The sequence below is a fragment of the Niastella sp. OAS944 genome (genome assembly GCA_024809215.1).
Classification (GTDB): Bacteria; Bacteroidota; Bacteroidia; order Chitinophagales; family Chitinophagaceae; genus Niastella.
Map to the genome: position 1 here is coordinate 61905 of JANUBW010000014.1, position 19858 is coordinate 81762.

The 19858-nt window shown below is 45.1% G+C and carries 13 protein-coding genes; 9 read left to right on the forward strand and 4 right to left on the reverse strand.

Annotated features, from left to right (window positions below; genetic code table 11):
• Nucleotides 1–119 precede the first annotated feature (119 nt).
• From GGD38_RS35585 to GGD38_RS35595, 3 genes are all read left to right on the forward strand, one after another.
• Nucleotides 120–2711 (forward strand): M14 metallopeptidase family protein, encoded by a 2592-nt coding sequence (locus GGD38_RS35585; protein ID WP_375303593.1) that lies wholly within the window; start codon nucleotides 120–122, stop codon nucleotides 2709–2711.
• Nucleotides 2712–2911: 200 nt separating this feature from the next.
• A complete protein-coding gene (locus GGD38_RS35590; protein WP_375303594.1) occupies nucleotides 2912–3361 on the forward strand; it encodes a single-stranded DNA-binding protein in 450 nt (149 codons plus the stop codon).
• Nucleotides 3362–3525: 164 nt separating this feature from the next.
• Nucleotides 3526–4401: an NAD(P)-dependent oxidoreductase gene (locus tag GGD38_RS35595; RefSeq protein ID WP_375303595.1), complete on the forward strand. Its 876-nt coding sequence runs from the start codon at nucleotides 3526–3528 to the stop codon at nucleotides 4399–4401.
• Between the two features lie 3 nt (nucleotides 4402–4404).
• Here GGD38_RS35595 and GGD38_RS35600 read toward each other — a convergent pair whose 3' ends face one another.
• Both GGD38_RS35600 and GGD38_RS35605 read right to left on the reverse strand, forming a co-directional pair.
• Nucleotides 4405–4779 carry a winged helix-turn-helix transcriptional regulator gene (locus GGD38_RS35600; protein WP_375303596.1) on the reverse strand — a complete coding sequence of 125 codons (375 nt, stop codon included), beginning with the start codon at nucleotides 4777–4779 and terminating at the stop codon, nucleotides 4405–4407.
• 319 nt (nucleotides 4780–5098) lie between these two features.
• Nucleotides 5099–6424 (reverse strand): hypothetical protein, encoded by a 1326-nt coding sequence (locus tag GGD38_RS35605; protein WP_375303597.1) that lies wholly within the window; start codon nucleotides 6422–6424, stop codon nucleotides 5099–5101.
• Nucleotides 6425–6750: 326 nt separating this feature from the next.
• Here GGD38_RS35605 and GGD38_RS35610 point away from each other — a divergent pair, with 326 nt between their 5' ends.
• From GGD38_RS35610 to GGD38_RS35620, 3 genes are all read left to right on the forward strand, one after another.
• Nucleotides 6751–8157 (forward strand): Gfo/Idh/MocA family protein, encoded by a 1407-nt coding sequence (locus GGD38_RS35610; protein ID WP_375303598.1) that lies wholly within the window; start codon nucleotides 6751–6753, stop codon nucleotides 8155–8157.
• Between the two features lie 994 nt (nucleotides 8158–9151).
• Complete coding sequence (locus GGD38_RS35615) at nucleotides 9152–10231, forward strand: Ldh family oxidoreductase (RefSeq protein WP_375303599.1); 1080 nt, start codon at nucleotides 9152–9154, stop codon at nucleotides 10229–10231.
• Nucleotides 10232–10414: 183 nt separating this feature from the next.
• Nucleotides 10415–11740, forward strand: a complete 1326-nt coding sequence (locus GGD38_RS35620; RefSeq protein ID WP_375303600.1) for an aspartate kinase — start codon at nucleotides 10415–10417, stop codon at nucleotides 11738–11740.
• A gap of 219 nt (nucleotides 11741–11959) precedes the next feature.
• Here GGD38_RS35620 and GGD38_RS35625 read toward each other — a convergent pair whose 3' ends face one another.
• Nucleotides 11960–12880: an alpha/beta hydrolase gene (locus tag GGD38_RS35625; protein WP_375303601.1), complete on the reverse strand. Its 921-nt coding sequence runs from the start codon at nucleotides 12878–12880 to the stop codon at nucleotides 11960–11962.
• Nucleotides 12881–13060: 180 nt separating this feature from the next.
• Here GGD38_RS35625 and GGD38_RS35630 point away from each other — a divergent pair, with 180 nt between their 5' ends.
• On the forward strand, nucleotides 13061–13486 hold the full coding sequence (locus tag GGD38_RS35630; protein WP_375303602.1) for a hypothetical protein: 426 nt from the start codon (nucleotides 13061–13063) through the stop codon (nucleotides 13484–13486).
• A 178-nt stretch (nucleotides 13487–13664) separates the two neighbouring features.
• On the opposite strand, the gene queA is transcribed toward GGD38_RS35630, so the two are convergent.
• Nucleotides 13665–14714: a tRNA preQ1(34) S-adenosylmethionine ribosyltransferase-isomerase QueA gene (queA, locus tag GGD38_RS35635; RefSeq protein ID WP_375303603.1), complete on the reverse strand. Its 1050-nt coding sequence runs from the start codon at nucleotides 14712–14714 to the stop codon at nucleotides 13665–13667.
• 644 nt (nucleotides 14715–15358) lie between these two features.
• Between queA and GGD38_RS35640 the strand changes: the two genes are divergently transcribed.
• Together GGD38_RS35640 and GGD38_RS35645 are read left to right on the forward strand one after the other, a co-directional pair.
• On the forward strand, nucleotides 15359–19264 hold the full coding sequence (locus GGD38_RS35640) for a TraB/GumN family protein (protein ID WP_375303604.1): 3906 nt from the start codon (nucleotides 15359–15361) through the stop codon (nucleotides 19262–19264).
• Between the two features lie 51 nt (nucleotides 19265–19315).
• On the forward strand, nucleotides 19316–19858 hold the full coding sequence (locus GGD38_RS35645; RefSeq protein ID WP_375303605.1) for a DUF1415 domain-containing protein: 543 nt from the start codon (nucleotides 19316–19318) through the stop codon (nucleotides 19856–19858).

The window sequence follows — 19858 nt, forward strand, 5'->3', positions numbered from 1 at the left end:
TGTAGAGATAAAACGCGAGCCTCGAAATTGGGCGTTTGCCGTTTCACGTTTCACGATTTCTCTCCTATTTACACTATCTTCATTTTAACTCTTAACAACCAAACAGAAACAGAGTCATTATGAGAAAAACCGATTCCTTGAACCGGGTATGGCCCTTTATGCTATGCCTGCTGCTTATTTTGCAAACTACCACTGCCCAGGACCTTACCTACTACCTGCCCGATAGCGTCACTTATAATCAGGCTATTCCCAAACCCAAAGACATTATTTATCATGAGCCCGGCGAATGGCATGTTACCCACGACCGGCTGGTAAATTATATGCAGGCCATTGCAGCGGCGGCCCCTAACCGGGTAAAACTGGAAGTGATGGGCTTTACTTATGAAAGCCGTCCGCAGGTATTGTTGATCATTACTTCACCCCAAAACCACCAGCGGCTCGAAGCTATCAGGGAACAACATGTGCAGTTGTGCGACCCGCAAAGATCTGCCTCGCTCAATATAGAACACATGCCGATAGTAGTGTACATAGGCCATTCCATCCATGGCAATGAATCGAGCGGCGCCAATGCCGCCCTTATCAGTGCTTATTACCTGGCTGCCGCCCAGGGAAAACAAATTGATGAACTGCTTGAAAATACCGTGATCCTTTTCGACCCTTCATTCAACCCCGATGGATTGCAACGCTTTAGTACCTGGGTGAACCAGCATAAAAGCAAAACGCTGGTAACCGATGCCGATAGCCGCGAGTTCAATGAAGTATGGCCCGGCGGGCGGTTCAACCATTACTGGTTCGATCTTAACCGCGACTGGCTGCCCCTGGTGCATATTGAAAGCCGCAACAGACTGCAATGGTTTCATAAATGGAAACCTAATATTTTAACCGACCACCACGAACAGAATACCAACGCCACTTTCTTTTTTCAACCCGGCGTGCCTTCGCGGGTAAATCCATTAACGCCGGCCGGTAACCAGGAATTAACTGGTAAACTGGCAACATTTCATGCCGCCTTTCTCGATCGTATTGGCTCGCTCTATTTCACCCGCGAGAACTATGATGATTTTTATTACGGTAAAGGTTCTACCTACCCCGACATCAATGGCGCTATTGGTATTTTGTTTGAACAGGCTTCTTCACGTGGTCATGCGCAAAAAACGGAACACGGCATTTTGCGTTTTCCGTTCACCATCAAAAACCAGTTCACCACTACCCTTTCTACCCTCGAAGGCGCCAAAGCATTACGGAAAGAATTTCTTACCTATCAACGCGACTTCTTTAAAAATGTACAAACCGAAGCTGCTGCTGCAACTGTAAAAGGTTATGTATTTGGCAGCGCCCGTGATAAAAGCAAAACAGCCATCTTTATTGAGATGTTACGCCGCCAGCAAATAGATGTTTATGAATTGAGCACATCGATGCAGGCCGATGGTTTTACTTTTGAAAAAGGCAGCAGTTTTATAGTGCCGGCCAATCAAACCCAGCACAAAGTGATCAGGGCTATTTTTGATAAAACCCTCAGTTATAAAGACAGTTTGTTTTACGACATTACCGCCTGGACACTTCCTTTAGCTTTCGGCCTGCCATATGCAGAATTGAATGCCGTTCGTTTTGCGCCCACGCTAATGGGAGCAAAGGTTGAAAATGCAGCGAAACCAATTGGTACAGTAACTGGTGGTAAAAGCAATTATGCCTACCTGTTTGACTGGGATGAATATTATGCGCCCCGCGCCCTGTATGCTTTGCAGGAAGCAGGTGTGCTTACGCGCACCGCCTCTGCTCCATTTGATATTGCCGTGCAGGATGGCACCCGAAAATTCAACTACGGCGCAATTTTTATTCCGGTAAGAACACAAACCCATGATGCCGATAAAATATATCAGCTTGTAAAAAACATTGCCGAACAAAACGGTATTACCGTGTACGCCATCAATACCGGCAACGCCAGCAGCGGCAGCGATTTGGGCAGTTATAAAATGCGCCTGGTACCGCAGCCATCCATTGCCATGCTTACCGGTACCGGTGTAAATGCAACCGATGCCGGGGAAATATGGTTCCTGCTCGATCAGCAGTTCAATATTCCTTCAACCCACCTTGAAGTGCCGGCATTTAACCGCACCGACCTCAATAAATACAATACCATTATTATGGTGGGGGGCACCGCTTACAATAATCTCGATAAAGAAAAACTGCGCAACTGGATCCAAAGCGGCGGTACATTCATTGTTACCGAAGAAGCGGTTCAATGGGCTGCGCAGAACGGGCTTACCAATGTTACATTTAAAAAGATAAAGGAAGACACCACCAAACAAATACCATACATTGAACGCGAATACCGGCTGGGTGCGCAAAAAATGAACGGCGCCATTTTCAGGGCCATTACCGATTTAAGTCATCCGCTTGCTTACGGCTACAACTATCCTTTCGTTGATCTTTTCAAAGCCAATGCAGTTTATCCTGAAAGAAATAAAAACCCATATTCCAATCCGCTGGTATATGGCGATAAACCATTACAAAGCGGGTTTGTAACAAAAGAAAATTATGACGCTATTAAGAATTCAGCGGCGGTGTTGGTGAATACGCTGGGCAACGGGCGTGTTATTTCCATTGCCGACAATCCCAATTTCAGGGCCTTCTGGCTTGGTGGCACCAAGTTGTTTATGAATTCTATTTTCTTTGGAAGGTTGATAGAAGCGGGTTCAGGGCGTAATTAGCTAATGTGATAATTTGATAATGTGATAATTAAATACAGATGAAGCGATCAAATAAATTCGTACACACTACGCATTTCAAAATGTTAATAATTTAGGAAAACTTCCCCTTCATTATCACATTAGCTAATCATCGAATTATCACATTATTCTTTAATTTGCCGGACCAAACAATATTAAGTACGACGCTAAATCTATTAAGTATGATTAAGTTACAAGTAATCGGCAACCTGGGTAAGGATTGTGTTACCAACAATGTGAACGGAAAAACAGTAATGAACTTTACGGTAGCACACACAGAAAGGTTTCGTGATGCCCAGGGTAACCAGAAAGACAAGACCATTTGGGTGGATTGTGCTTACTGGAGTGACCGTACGGGGATTGCGCCTTACCTGCGCAAAGGCACCCAGGTGTATGTAGAAGGCAACCCCGAAATAAGAACATTTACCAAACAGGACGGAACATATGGCGCTTCACTTACGTTGCGCGTAGTATCGATACAATTATTAGGTGGTCGTCCTGAAGGCGGCGGCGGTGAAGGAGGTTTTAGCAGCGGCGGTAATCAATATTCACAACCTGCACAAAGACCAAGCACACCGGCTTCTTCTGGCGGTGGCGGTTTTAATGAGCCGGTTGATGATTTGCCATTCTAATTTTTGAGATTAATCTAATTAGGAAGCCTTCCCGATACACCGGGAGGGCTTTTTTCGTAAAACGCCCTGCTTACGGATAATATCTTCAGTACCCGAATAAATTTTCCTTTATTGCCTCGTTTGATTATAAATTCTTGCTTTGCATAGAAATTAAAAATTATTTTATGGGAAGCGAAACAATGAAAGTATCTGTTGTAGGTTTGGGAACAATGGGAACAGCATTGGCGAAAGCATTGCTGCAAAAGAATTTTGAAACCTTTGTTTGGAACAGAACACACTCGAAGGCAGAGGCGTTATCGGAAAATGGTGCAAGAGCAGTGTCAGAAATTGCTGAAGCCATCAGGCAGAGTGATGTGATAGTTATATGTGTCCTGAATTATGAAGTGGTAAAAGAAATACTCTTTCCATTTAAATCGGAACTTCAAGGAAAAGCAATTATCAATCTTACCAACGGAACCCCAGCGCAGGCAACAGCCGTTTCGGAATTTGCTACAGAAGCAGGAGCAGAATATTTGGATGGCGGCATTATGGCTATTCCACCAATGATTGGTATGCCCGAAGCTTTTATTTTGTACAGTGGTTATGGAAAAGCATTTGAAAAAACGCAAGCGGTAACTGCCGCATTTGGTACGGCGCAGTTTATGGGAACGAATGCCGGAACAGCTTCGCTGATTGACCTCGCATTACTTAGTGCGATGTACGGAATGTTTGGCGGATATTTTCATTCCGTTGCGCTCGCAAAAAGTGGCAGTATAAGCGCTGCAGATTTTATACCGATGGTAACAAACTGGTTGCACGCAATGATTACGGCACTTCCACATTTTGCTGCGCAAATAGATGCTAAAGACTATAAGTTGGGCGGCGTGGTTTCTAACTTAGCCATGAATGTCGTATCGTTTGAAAACATTTTAGAAGCAAGCAAAACACAGGGCTTAAAAACGGATTTAATGCAGCCGATTAAGAACTTGCTGTTGCAGGCCAATAACAAAGGATTTGGCGACGATGATATTTCTGCTTTGGTAGAGGTGATAAAAAACTAACAATCAATTTTGATTTGAAAGCTCGCTTTCTTTTTGCTTCATTAATTGCTCAAATTCATCCAAATAAGATTCGCCCCATTTATCCATTGCTTCCAATAAGGGCAACATAGTTTTTCCAAATTTTGTTAAACGATATTCCACCCTTGGCGGCAGTTCCGGATAAATGGTGCGTTCTACAATACCATGAAACTCAAGTTCACGCAACTGCAGATCTAATACTCGCCTATTTGCTGATGGAATTGCTTTTTGCAGTTCGTTAGGTCTAATTTTACCGTTGTTAATAAGATGAATCAAATAAGTTTTCCATTTGCCACCAATGATTTCCATAAGTATGGACATTCCGCAATCGAAACTTTTGGGTATTTTTTTCTCGTACATATTACTAAGCTTTCTTACGCACAAAATTAGCGTAATAAATTTACCATCTAAATACGGATAAAATTGTCCTTACTAAAGTCATCTTATGTTTAATTATGAAAGAACGGACATTATTTTCCGAAATTCAGGGGCACGCGAGTCGTAAAACGGCAAACGTGAAACGTGAAAGGATTTCCGAATCGGCGCTCTTCCTACCTCTTCTTGCACCTCTTACTGGTACCTATCATCTACCTCTTCTTTTGTCTTCTCCTCTATCAACTATATCACCTTTATCACCTTTTCAACTCCTTGTTAACTTGTCAACTTGTTAACGTGTCAATTATAACCTACTCCCTGAAGCCTGTAATTTCTTCGCCTCAAACTCTTTAACAAACTTCTCCACTTCCAACCGGCTAACCGCCTTCTTTTGATCATCAATATCTATCACATACAAAAAACCTCTGTTACCGGCAGTAGAAATAAAAGCGCTCATTAAATTATACTGATCGCTTACCAGCAACTTTCCATTCGATACATTCCATAATTCTTTGGCGCATAAACAACCCATGGTAGGCGTAAGCGGATACCAGGGTTTGTTTTTAAAATATTCCGGGTCAATGGTAGTACCATGTGCAATGATGGAGTTACGGCCAAGCTTGCCCGCATAATAAGATTCGCTAAATGAATTTGTATTTCGTAACGAGGGAGGTAACAGTTGCTGATACGCCCATAACATATCATTGTTAGGCGCCCACACGGTTGTATCGCCGGCATGAAAAAAGGTGGTCCATTTTCTTTCGTAGGGCATCACCAGTTGCAGGTTGGGCGTAGGGCCTATGAGTTTATTATAAGTAGTAGCAGTGCCCTGTATACTGTAAACACCTTGCGGGGTATTGCCATCGGGTATAAAATAAGGCAGTCCCGATGCAGAGCGAGCCAGTTGTTCAAACACCAGCAGCCGGCCTTCGGCAGTACGCATAAATGAGCCGTCGGCATTTTGTACAATGGCCAGGCCCGGGTAATCGCGGTTATGGCGTTGGAATGAATAGATCACTTTTTTCTTTAGCACCTGTTGGTAACCGAATAACTCGATGATACTATTTGATGATACCGGTTTATAGCGTGTATAATCGGTGAGGTATTTATCTAACTCCAGCAATACAGTTATGGCTCCATAATTAGGGAACTGTTCTTTGAGCCTTTTTCTGATGGTTGCAGCATTTACAGCAGAAGAATCGTACCGGATGCTATAGGCTGCAGCAATGGCAAACAATATGGGATTGGTTTCCTTGGCCAGCAGTAATTGAATACTTTGAATATATTGATCGGGGTACAACCCATATATGGTCTCCAACATGGCGCGTTTGGTATCGTATTGTAATGTTTCGTATTGAACAAACAATTGGGTAATACCCTGTTGCGCAGTATCGTTATCGATCATGAATTGAACAATGGCCCGGCAGGCCGCTTCGTACCTGTATTCGGTATTACTATCGAGTGGAGCTAAAAAGGCTTTGCCAACAACATTTTCGTGCAGGTCTTTCAACAACGATTGCCGCTTCTTATATAGAACAAAATCACTATAAATATCTTCGCGGCGCGGTTGCGCATCAGTTACATATTGTAAAAAAATAAGTAAACACAGAAGTACGGCCCTAACCTTCATAGTTGTCAAATATACTTTACCTCCTGAAAAAAAATCTTTAATTATCTGTAACTTGGGCAACGAGCTTTTGATTCAAATAGCTTAATGGCGGGTACTCAGCAAGAAACGTGCAGTTATTAATTTAATTAGTTTAAATATATTTTTTGTTTGTGGTTTGGTTTTTGCTCCCTGCCCGTGCCCAATATCCCCGTTGAATCAAAAGTCAAAGCAGCCCTTATTACCCCTGAATTGTGCCTGATCGACCGGCCGCGAAATAAGCGCGAGCCTCGATTGTGAGGCCTTGTCAACTCGTCAACTTATTAACCAGTCAACTTTACCTTAACTCTATGTCAAAAAAAGATTACGCATCAACCCGTCGTAAGTTTTTACAGCAGCTAACTACTACCACCGCTATGCTGGCGGCAGGCCCGTTTGCCTCATTAGCTAATGAAGAAAAGCTGGAAGAACGCATCATTCGTTATCAACGGCCCATTAGCCCCAACGACGCCATTCGAATAGGCATTATAGGCACCGGTATTATGGGTCACAATGACCTAAGGACCGCCCTGCAAGTGCCCGGTGTTGAACTGGCCGGCGCCTGCGACCTGTACACCGGCCGGCTCGAAAGAATGAAAGAATTATACGGCAGCACATTATATACTACACAGGACTATCGCGAACTACTGAATAAAAAAGACATCGATGCGGTTATCGTTGCTACCAGCGACAACTGGCATGCCCGTATTGCTACCGATGCGTTTCGCAAAAACAAACATGTGTATTGCGAAAAACCAGTAGTACACAAATTATGGGAAGGCTTACCATTGATAGGCGCTGCGCGCCTCAGCAAAAAAGTGATGCAGGTAGGCAGCCAGCGGGTAAGCAGTGTTGCCTATATAAAAGCCAAAGAATTATATCAGGCCGGTGAAATTGGTCAGCTCAATTGTGTGGAGGCTACTTACGACCGGCAAAGCGCTATTGGCGCCTGGGAATATACTATGCCTACCGATGCTTCGCCGAAAACTGTTGACTGGCGCCGCTATCTTACCGGTCAGCCCCAGGTAGCGTTCGATCCCAAAAAGTTTTTCTGGTGGCGCAATTACAAACAATTTGGTACCGGTATGGCCGGCGACCTGTTTGTGCATTTATTATCGGGTATACATATGATCACCGATTCGTTTGGCCCGGTGCGCATTGTTTCGAGCGGACAACTTTCTTACTGGAAAGATGGAAGAGATGTACCCGATGTCATGACGGCCATTATGGATTATCCGCAAACCAAAGCACATCCTGCGTTTCAGGTAATGTTACGGGTGAACTTCATCAGTGGCGGGGGCGACAAAAGCGCCATAAGATTATATGGTACCGAAGGTATGATGGAAATGGAAGGCAATGGTTTTACAGTAACACATAGCATGTTGCCCAAAGCGCCGGGCATTGGTGGTTACGATGCATTGAACACCTACCCCACTGCCATGCAGGAAGAACTAAGAAAACAATACGATGGCCGCTGGTCGAGCGATGATAAGAAACGGCCAGAGAAAGCGCCGGTAAAATATAAGATGCACGATGGCTACAATGAGCATCTCGATCACTTCACCAATTTCTTCGATGCCATTCGCAATGGCACCCAGGCCAATGAAGGCGCCGAGTTTGCCTTTAGGGCCGCAGCACCCTGCCTGGCTGCCAACGACAGTTATTTTCAAAAAAGAGTAATTCACTGGGACCCGGTGAATATGCGATTGAAAGCGTGACCGCAAGCGTCCGCATAAAACCGCCTAATTTTTAGCATAATAACTGGCCGGTAACCTCATATGGTTACCGGCCTTTTTTAGTTTGGGATAGAAAATCGTTTTGCTAAACAAAACGTTGAAGTATACCTCATAATATACCTATCGGTATTTTTTCCCGCGACGTTGTTTGATGTTTTCTCGACGTTGCAGTCGCGTTACCTGAGCTTGCAGACGCGTTTCCTGAGCCTGCAGGCACGTTACGTGAGCTTGCAGGCGCGTTACTTCATCGTGTCGGCGCGGGAACTGACGTCGCAGTCTGCAACAAGGCAGTCATCGCGCCGGAACGTGAATGCTGCAACGCGTTTGCTGACATTGCAGTTACGCTACTGTGTTTAGCCGCGCGCGTGCTCCCAAATAACGCACTGCAATGACTCATTGCTGCGCAGCAATGCATCGTTGCTGCACTGCAACGCGAAGGATCAAGCCTGCGACGTGACGTTTCAGCGCGGCACAACATCGTATCAACGCGTTTCCTCGTTTGCCCGGCACTGCAATGCGCTCTTGCAGGTTGGGTACACCAGGTAACAAGCCTGCGACGTGACGTTGCAGCGCAGCAATGCATCGTTGCAGCACTGCAACGCAACGGATCATGCCTGCGATGTGACGTTTCAGCCCAACAATGCGTTCCTGCTGTGCAGCAATGCGTTCCTGTAGCGCAGCAATGCGTTACTGCAGCACTGCAACGCAATGGGATAAGCCTGCGACGTGACGTTGCAGCGCGGCAATGTGTCGTTGCAGCACTGTAACGCGACGGAACAAGCCTGCGCCATCACCTATCGACACCGCAATGCCACATTGCTACAAGGAGACAGGTACCATCAGCTTGCAACAATGACATAACAAGCCAACAACGCTACGCCGCAGTCAAACAACGCCAACAATAGCGAGTCATGCATTAAGAACTGTGAGCTAAAAACTAAGAACTGCGAACTACAAACTTTTGTTTCTTTGCACCATGGCAGAAAAAATATACTCGTACCAACATTTATTCGATTTTACCACCCAGGTATTTAAACAAATAGGTTGCCCTACAGAACAGGCCGAGCTTGCTGCGGAAGTGCTTTTGAGCGCCGACCTGCGGGGTATTGATTCTCACGGTGTTGCCCGCCTCAGCGGTTATGTTCGCCTGTGGGAAGCCAAAAGGGTGAACGCCAACCCTTTAATCAGGATCATTCACGAAACGCCTTCCACCGCCGTGGTTGATGGCGATAGTGGTCTTGGCCTTGTAGTAGCCCCCTTTGCCATGCAGGTAGCTATTGAAAAAGCAAAAAAGGTAGGCACCGGCTGGGTAAGCGTACAAAACAGTAACCACTTCGGCATTGCCGGCTACCACGCCATGATGGCGCTGGAATATGAAATGATCGGAATGGCCATGACGAATGCCAGTCCGCTCGTTGCCCCTACTTTTTCAATTGAACGCATGTTGGGTACCAACCCCATTTGTGTAAGCATACCGGCTGGGGAAGAACCGGCTTTTGTTGCCGACCTGGCCACCACTACTGCCGCCAATGGCAAACTGGAAATATTGCAACGAAAGAATTTAGAAGCCCCCCTGGGCTGGATCCAGGATAAAGAAGGCAACCCATCTACCAACGCCCATGAATTAAAAACCGGCGGCGCCCTGCTGCCACTGGGTGGCGACCGGGAACATGGCAGCCACAAAGGTTATGCGCTGGGGGCGGTAGTAGATATTTTCTCCGCCGTACTAAGCGGCGCCAATTATGGGCCCTGGGTGCCCCCCTTCCCAGCTTATGTACCTATGCCAACCGGTATGCCCGGCAAAGGCATTGGACATTTTTTTGGGGCTATGCGGGTGGATGCTTTTCGCCCGGCCAATGATTTCAAACAACATATGGACAACTGGATCCGCCGCTTCAGAAGCGCCAAAACCATTGAGGGTGAAGAGAAAGTGATCATTCCCGGCGATCCCGAACGCGATATGGAAGCCCTGCGTATGAAGGAAGGTATTCCTTTGTTAGATGCGGTGGTGACGGATCTATCGGCTGTTGGTGAAAAACTTGGCGTAAAGTTATAAGAACCAGTTACAAGTTACAGGTTACAAGCTGCAGGGAAAACCTGTAACCTGAAACTTGCAACCTGAAACCGGCTTCCCTCCATCCCGTAGCGTCCTGAAACGGCCGCAGAATAGCGCAAATACAAGGCCCAAACAAATTTCTGTGCCTTATCTTTGCAGCCCTTAATAAATAAATATTCAGAGATGAAAATCATGAAGTTTGGCGGTACCTCTGTAGGCAAGCCCGAAAGGATGCACCAGGTAGCGCAACTGATAACCAAAGACGAGAGTGAGCCCCGTATTGTTGTATTAAGCGCATTAAGCGGTACAACCAATTCACTCGTAGCTATTGGCGATGCCATGGCAGCCGGTCAACGCGACCAGGCCAAAGAAGCCATTGACAAACTGGAAGCACACTACCAGTCATTTATAAAGGAACTGGTGAAGACCGATAAGGCCTATGCCAAGGCGAAGAGCATCGTATCTGAGCACTTTGAATTTCTGAATATCATCTTAAAGATCTCTTTCAGCGAAGCCCTTAGCAAAGACATACTTGCACAAGGCGAATTGCTGAGCACCAAATTATTCAGCGTATACCTCGAAGAAAAAGGTATTGACCATATGCTGTTGCCTGCACTGGAATTCATGACCATCGACGCACAGGATGAGCCTCAGCTGAGCACCATCAAAGTAAAGCTGAAAGCTATTCTGCAACAGAACAGCAATAAGAAATTATTTATCACACAAGGTTATATCTGCCGCAACTCACGTGGTGAGGTTGATAACCTGAAACGTGGTGGTAGCGATTATACCGCTTCACTGGTAGCTGCTGCTGCCAATGCTTCTGTTTGTGAGATCTGGACCGACATCGATGGCATGCACAATAACGATCCCCGTATCGTTAAGAAAACATTGCCTATTGAACAGTTAAGTTTTGAAGAAGCTGCAGAGCTGGCTTACTTCGGCGCCAAGATCTTACACCCAACCTGTATTTGGCCTGCGCAACAAATGAAAGTTCCCGTGAAATTGCTGAACACCATGCAGCCTGAAGCACTGGGTACTACCATTACACAGGAAGCAGGTTCAGTTGGCGTTAAAGCCGTTGCCGCAAAAGATGGCATCATTGTAATAAATATAAAGAGTAGCCGTATGCTGCTGGCTTACGGTTTCCTAAGAAAGATATTTGAAGTGTTTGAAAAGTACCGCACGTCAATCGATATGATCACTACTTCGGAAGTAGCGGTATCAGTTACTATCGACCATGGCGGCAACTTAACTTCTATTGTTAAAGAACTGGAACCATTTGGCACCATCACAGTAGAAGATAACAACACCATCATTTCTGTAGTTGGTAATGAAATTGCCCAAACCAAAGATATGCTGAGCAAACTGTTCGAAACCTTAACACCCATACCCGTTCGTATGGTAAGTTATGGCGGCAGCAAACACAACGTATCTATGCTGGTGCCCTCTTCTTACAAAACGCAAACTTTACAGTTGTTGAATAAAGGATTGTTTGGCCTGGAATAGTGAGTGGTGAGTGGTGAATGGTGAGTGGTGAGTGGTGAGTGGACTCGCGAATTTCCAGCAAACGCTATTAATAGTAAAAGCCTGTAATTTCGAAAGAGATTACAGGCTTTCTTATTGACTATACTTCCATTTCTCATGATCACATTAGCACATTAGCTAATTATCACATTTGCATAATAGCAACAGTTGATATTCGTTGACCATAATGAATATTTATAGCTATTTGATCCACTTATTTTTAACCAGCCATTCCTGTAACAGGTCCATCCACTTCACATCACTGGTAGCGTTGTTCATACCAAAACCATGTCCGCCCTGTTCGTACAGGTAAAAGTCGAAAGGTACTTTATACTTTTGAAGGGCGGTAGCAAATAACAGCATGTTCTGCACCTTTACGGTTTTGTCGTCTTCGGCATGAACCAGGTAGGTAGGCGGTGTTTTTTTGCTTACCTGCAGTTCATTGGAGAATGCAGCTATCTTTTCAGGCGAGGGATCTTTTCCTAACAGGTTTTCGCGTGAGCCCATATGCGCAATGGTATCGGCAAAACTTATAACGGGGTATATAAGTATCATGAAATCGGGGCGCAGGTTCACCTTCCTGCCCACATTAATATATGGGTGATTGAAATGCGTACCAACCGTAGAAGCCAGATGCCCGCCGGCAGAAAAACCTATAATGCCTACCCGATCTTTATCAATACCCCATTCTTTAGCTCTTTCGCGTACCAGTTGAATGGCCCGCTGCCCATCCTGCACGGGGCCAATTTCTTTATTTACCATGGTTACATCACTGGGCAAACGGTATTTCAATACAAAAGCGGCTATACCCATTTCATTAAAGCGTTTGGCTACATCGCTGCCTTCATGTGTTGCGGCTTCTGCTCGATAACCGCCACCGGGCACTACAATGATAGCAGTACCATTCGCTTTTTCTTTCGGCGGTAAATAAACAGTGAGTGCAGGCCGGCTCACTTTAGTGATATTGATGCGCCCATTGGCGGCATTCGTTTCCTGTTTTTCTTCATCCGGTACCGCTTTCGAATTTGGGATAGAATCGGGATACAAAGGAATTACGGTTTGTGAAGTGCTGATCAAAGCAATACAGGTTAAGTTTACGAATAAAGTGAGTAGTTTTTTCATACACGGCTACTTATAACCAAATTTACTTGTTTGCATTAAGAATTACCACCATTCTTTTACATGGTAAACAAATTATCGGAAGCTATTCACTTTAGCTGAATATTAAGTTAAATGGGCGCCCGCCCCGCTTACTATCCCCGGCAATAGAACCAACTTTGATGTAAACAAACACCCCATCATATGAAAAAAATTTACATTACTTTATTTCCCATCTTACTACTTATAGCTTCTTCCTGTAGCAAAGACTTTCTAAAATCATACGACCGCCGTATTACTGGCGGCACCTGGGAGTTATATGATATAAATAACTTTGGCGTTGGCAGCCGCTACAATGCCCGGTTTACCAATGGGAAATTCACCTTTGAGTCGTCGGGCGATGTTACTTATGTAAACGATCAGGGGGAAACTTTTACCGGCAGTTGGGACATACGGAATTACTGGCAGGGTGAGAACAGGCTGCAAACCCTGTACATCAGCGTGATCAACTATCAAACCCAGCAAATGATCTCAGAGTATTTCGACGATATGCAGTTTACCGGCACCAATCGTTTTAAGGCATTTGTGAATACGGGGAATAGAACTTATACCTTTAAGTTTAAGAGATAGTTATTCAGTTCTTAGTTCTTAGTTCTTAGTTTTTAGTTCATTGGCTTTGAGACTCGCTATAAACTAAAACAGTTCGCAGGTTCTGCAGAAAATCAAAAAAGCTGACAACCTCGCGAGGTCGCCAGCTTTTAATATGTTAAGAAGTTAGGGAACTAACTAAGAACTTAAAACTAAAAACTTAGATAACTAACATCGCATCGCCATAGCTGAAGAAACGATATTTGTCCTTAATAGCTTTTTTGTAGGCTTCCATAGCCAGGTCGTAACCGGCAAATGCGCAAACCATTATCAGCAGACTGGTTTTAGGCAGGTGCAGGTTAGTTACCAAAGAATCGGCAATATTGAACTGGTAAGGCGGGTGGATAAAGATGTTGGTCCAACCTTCAGAAGGCTTCAACAGCTTTTCTGCAGTGTATGAACTTTCAATTGCCCGCATGGTAGTGGTACCAATAGAACAAATGCGGTGTTTGCCTTCGATGGCTTTGTTCACAATTTTGCAGCTCAGATCATCTATCTTGTAGTATTCAGCATCCATTTTATGTTTGCTCAGGTCTTCCACTTCAATAGGGCGGAAGGTACCCAAACCGGTATGCAGGGTTACTTCGGCAAAACGAACACCTTTAATTTCCAAACGTTTAATAAGCTCGATGCTGAAGTGTAAACCGGCGGTTGGCGCGGCTACGGCTCCTTCATGCTTTGCGTATACTGTTTGGTAACGTTCTTTATCTTCTGCTTCGGGTTTGCGTTTGATGTATTTGGGCAGCGGTGTTTCACCCAGGAACTCCAGCATATTGCGGAATTCTTCGTCGGTGCCATCCCACAGGAAGCGGATGGTACGGCCGCGGCTGGTAGTATTATCAATAACTTCAGCGATCAGCTCATCGTTCTCGCCAAAGTAAAGTTTATTACCAACACGTATTTTACGGGCGGGGTCCACGATCACATCCCACAGCCGGTTTGGTTTGTTTAGTTCACGCAACAGGAAAACCTCAATTTTTGCCCCAGTTTTTTCCTTGCGTCCGTACATACGGGCAGGAAACACCTTTGTATTGTTCACCACAAACACGTCCTTGTCATCAAAATAATCCAGGATGTCGCGGAAGTGTTTGTTCTCGATTTGGCCGGTGGCGCGATGCACTACCATTAAACGAGCGTCTTCACGTCTTTTTGTAGGGTGTTGGGCAATAAGGTTAAGTGGTAAATCGAACCGGAACTGCGAAAGTTTCATGTGTATTTTTAAACTGTTATAAGAAGCCACATGATTCAACTAGGGGGGAGTAAGATCAGGGTACATCGGGTTCTATTCCGACACAAACGAGGTCTTACGGCACCAGGTTTGATATCATGTAAGCTAAAATTCGAGCGGGCAAAGGTAATTAAAAAATACGCCGAACCCAAATTTAAAAATTGACCATATGATAGAATTGCCGGGCAGTACATAGAAGTGCTTAGCAGTTACCGGTTGCCGGTTTCAGGTTACCAGGATCATACGTCGGCACCTACTATTGTTTCAGGTTGCAGGTTTCAGGTTTCAGGGAATACAGTGATTGGCGAGGTGGCGTAAAGTGACGACTGCTGAACAGAGGGGCCCTGTAACCTGTACCTTGTAACCTTTAACGGCTTTTAAAAAGAATGACTTCCCAGCCCGGCAACAGGAAACCGGTAACCGGCGCCTTGTACCCTGTAACCTTCACCCTGTAACCTGCAACCCAATTTTAACTTCTCAGAATAACTTTCTTCCCGCGGAACTATGAACTATAATTACGAAATTTATAACAGGGAAATGTGAACCTGCCAACCAATATCTCATCGCGCCTTTAAAATAGCCTGGAATTTAATACATAGTCACCGGTCATTAATTATTGAACTAGTATGAGAAAATGTATCCCCATGCTGCCTGTCCTGCTACTGGCGATTGTAATGCCGTCTCTGGCACAACAGCCGGGCCACAAGCCCAAACTGGCGCCGCCACGTACGGTTGCAATCACTCCCACGCCCAAACCCGCACCCAAAAAATACAATAGCCTTTTATGGGAGATAAGCGGTAACGGACTTAAAAAGCCTTCCTACCTCTTCGGTACCATGCACGTTAGCGATAAACTGGCCTTTCACCTCGGCGATTCCTTTTACACCGCTATTAAAAGCGCCGATGTGGTAGCGCTTGAAACCAATCCCGAAAGCTGGCAGGATGATTACAGCCAGAGTGTTTTCTACCGCGGCCGCCGTGATGGCAATAACCTATTGAACCCATATGCCAACCGCTGGGAATGGCCCGCAGATCATATGCGCATCACATCCTTTGCCATCGATCGTTATGAAGAAGCTATAAAAGCAGCCCTGGCCGTTGAACCATCTATGATCAATGGTATGTTGTACCGCACCTACGGCCGGCAGGCCGAAGACTTTGAAGAGGATACCTTCCTCGATATGTATATTTTTCAAACCGGTAAAAAACTGGGCAAAAGGGTTAGCGGGGTAGAAAACTTTCAGGAAAGCGAAAAGCTGGTAATGGAAGCCTATAAGGCCATGATGCGCGATCAGAATAAGAAGAGAAGAAGCTACGACTATGAAGGCATGATGACCAACCCTAAAAAAGTGGAAGATGCTTATCGCAAAGGCGATCTCGACCTGCTGGACTCACTGGAAAGCCTCACCGTTTTTTCAGATGCCTTTCAGGAAAAATTCCTGTACAAACGAAATGAGATCCAGGCCAACTCCATAGATTCCATCATAAAGAAAATGTCGCTTTTTGTTGGCGTGGGAGCCGCTCACCTGCCCGGCAAACGGGGCGTTATAGAGCTGTTACGCCAAAAAGGCTATACCATGCGCCCGGTGCGTATGGACGACCGTAACAGCCAGCAAAAAGAAACTGTTGATAAGATCAGGATCAACGCCCCTTTCACCAGTCAAACCACCGACGATGGCTTTTACACGGTCTCTATCCCCGGTAAAAAGTTCTATCGCTTTACCGACTGGAACGGGATGGATGTTGTACAATATGCCGATATGGTGAACGGCGCATATTACATGGTGACCCGTATAAAGACCAACAGCCTTTCGTGGGGCCATAGCAGCGACCAGGTGTTCAAAAAAATAGACAGCCTTTTGTATGAGAACACGCCCGGAAAGATCCTGAAAAAAACAAGCATTACGAAGAACGGGTACAAGGGGATCGACATCATCAATCGTACACGCCGCGGCGACCATCAGCATTATCAAATATTTGTTACACCATTTGAAGTGGTGCTGTTTAAAATGAGCGGCACCGGCGACTACACAAATACCGGCAACGAGGCGCAGGAGTTCTTCGGTTCTATAAAGCTGAAAGAATTTACCACCACCAACTGGCAAACCTGGCAACCGGCTACCGGCGGGTTCAGTGTACAGGTGCCACATGTACCCTCACTGCTAAAAGACAATGGCTTTGGCACCAACAGGCTTGAATATGCGGCCCGCGACGAGGCCACCGGCAATAGCTATCTCATTATGAAGGCCAACATTCATAATTATTCATTTATTGAAGAAGACAGCTTTGAGCTGAACCTGATGGATGAAAGCTACGCCTATTCTGATTTTATTGATAAACAGTTGAACCGCCGGTTTGTAAACATCAACGGTTATCCCGGTCTTGAAAGTAAATTCAAACACAAAGACGGCAGCTTTAGCAGCGTAAAATATGTGATACAGGGACCACTCTACTATGCCGCTATTGTAAATTATAAAAACGACAATCCCAATGTGCAGCGCTTTCTGCAATCTTTTGCTATTACCCCATTCATATACCCTGCGCCTAAAGCGCGTATAGATACATTACTGAACATTTCGGTAACATCACCTATCTATGCCGATGCAGATAAGAAAGGCGATGGGCCGGGCATGGAAGAATGGGCTCAACTATCCAGCGGCATTACTGACGATGACCTGGAAGATTATGGACTACCCATGTTCAATACCCGCCTCATAGGTAATGATACCATTGGTGAGAAGGTGCTGGTAACGCATTTTAAAACACCCAAATACAGCTACCGCAACGACAGCTTAAAACTTTGGAAGAACGCATCGGTAAACACCTGGTTTGGCGACAGCACTTTAATAATAAAACAAAACAAGGAATATACTCTGCCCAATGGCATCAGTTGCCGCGATCTGCAATTGAGCGATACCAACAGCAGTCGCCTCATTATTGCCAAACTGTTTTATTACAAGGGACACTTCTTTAGCATTTCAACCTTAACCGATACACTTACAAAACAAAGCGCATTACTATCTAATTTCTTCAGCAGCTTTAAACCGGCAGATACACTTAAAGGCGAATCGCTGTTTGCCCGCAAATCGGAACAGTTTATAAAAGACCTCTTCAGCAAAGATTCCCTGGCCGTTAAAAAGGCTCGTAGCGCATTACCCCAAATGGTATTCGATTCGCTCGATGCACCGTTACTCAAAAAAGCCATCGATTCGCTCAACTGGAAAATCAAAGATTACCTGGTCATTAAAAAATACTTTATCGAAAACCTGGGCCGGTTGAAGGATTCTACCATTACCCCCTACCTGCAAAAACTATATTGGAAAGTAAAGGATACAGCCGACTGGCAGGCGTCTATTTTGAATGCGTTACTCAATCAACGCACCAAAGCATCGTTCCTTACCTTTAAAGAGCTGGTGTTGCAGGAACCGCCCATTATGGATGAAGGTTATACTTACAGCCGGCCATTCAGGGCATCATCGCTGTACCTCGATTATAACCCTTCGGGAAGAAACAACAGGAAAAGCAGTTATTATGGCCGCTGGTACCAATTGTTTGATACCCTGTCGCTCACCAAAGCTATTTTCCCCGATATTCTGCAACTCATGAATATCGACGACTATCGTACCGAGATCATGAACCTGCTGGTAACTATGGTCGACAGCGGTTATTTAAAAGCGGCAGATTATGAGACCAGCTTTCCGAAAATATATCTCGAAGCCAAACAATTATTAAAGAAACAACTGGCTAAAGAGAACAAAATAAAAATGGAAAAGGCGGCCCGCAAAGATGCGGCCCCTGCTATTTCATTATACCCCGGCCCAAATGACGACGAAGAAGCTGGCGCTTCCGACGCCGGTAATGCCGAGCTCGATCGATATGCGATCCTGCTGTTGCCTTTCTATAATAAAAACACCGGCGTACAAAGTTTCTTTGAACAATTGCAAACCACGCAGGACCGGCGTTTAATGTACAACACGTTTATACTATTGCTTCGCAATAATCACCGGGTGCCCGATTCGCTGTTCACAAAATATGCGAAGCTCGATGAGTATCGCAGCGAACTGTACACCGATCTTGACACCATTAAGATGGCAGATAAATTTCCGAAGCAATACAGGAACCAGCTCGATATGGCAAGAAGCCTGGTTGTAAAAACGCTTGGCGCTTCTGAGGTAATAGACACCCTTATCTTCCTCGATAAACTACCGGTAGCGTACGAACATAAAAAAGGGTTTGTATACTTCTTTAAATACAAACGCCTGCGCGATGATGTAAACTGGCAAATAGCAACTGCCGGCATGCAGCCCGAAAAAGCAGATGCCATTGATGTGAAGAATGATGATTTTACAACAGCAGAAGAAGAGCGTAAACTCGATAGCGAAAAACCGGTAAAAGAGCAGTTGCAAAAAATGCTGAAAGAAATGTTGTACGCCCGCCGCGCCAGCGCTTCGGTATTTTACGACGCCCGCTCGTATAGTTTGTATAGGAATTATTTATCGGAGATGGTAAAGAGTCAACGCTATCGCGATTAGTTGACGTAGTTAACAAGTTAACTCGTCAACTTTTCAACTTACCTTCGCATTATGGTTAATGATGAACAAATAATCGATCAAACAAAAAACTGGATACAAAAAATAGTAATAGGCCTCAACTTCTGTCCCTTTGCCAACCGGGAGTTTAAGAATAACACCATTCATTACCAAATAGAGCATAGCCCTAAACGTGTAGATGCGCGGGAAACTTTATTAAAAGAATGCAAACGGCTCGACAGAGATAAAAATATTGCCACTACCCTGCTTATTTTTCCTAATGCCTTTCAGGAGTTCGACATCTATCTGCAATTTGTTTCATTTGCCGAAAATCTGTTAAAACAAAAGGGTTACGAAGGCATTTACCAGCTGGCCACCTTTCATCCCTTATATCAGTTTGAAGGAAGCGACCCCAACGATGCGGCCAACTACACCAACCGGAGTATTTACCCAATGCTGCATCTGTTACGTGAAGATCAGGTGCGCAAAGCCGTGGAATTCTATGGCAATGCCGGGGAAATACCTGAACGCAATGTTCAATTCGCTCGCGAGAAGGGAGATGCTTATATGAAAATGCTTAGGGATAGTTGCCTTTAA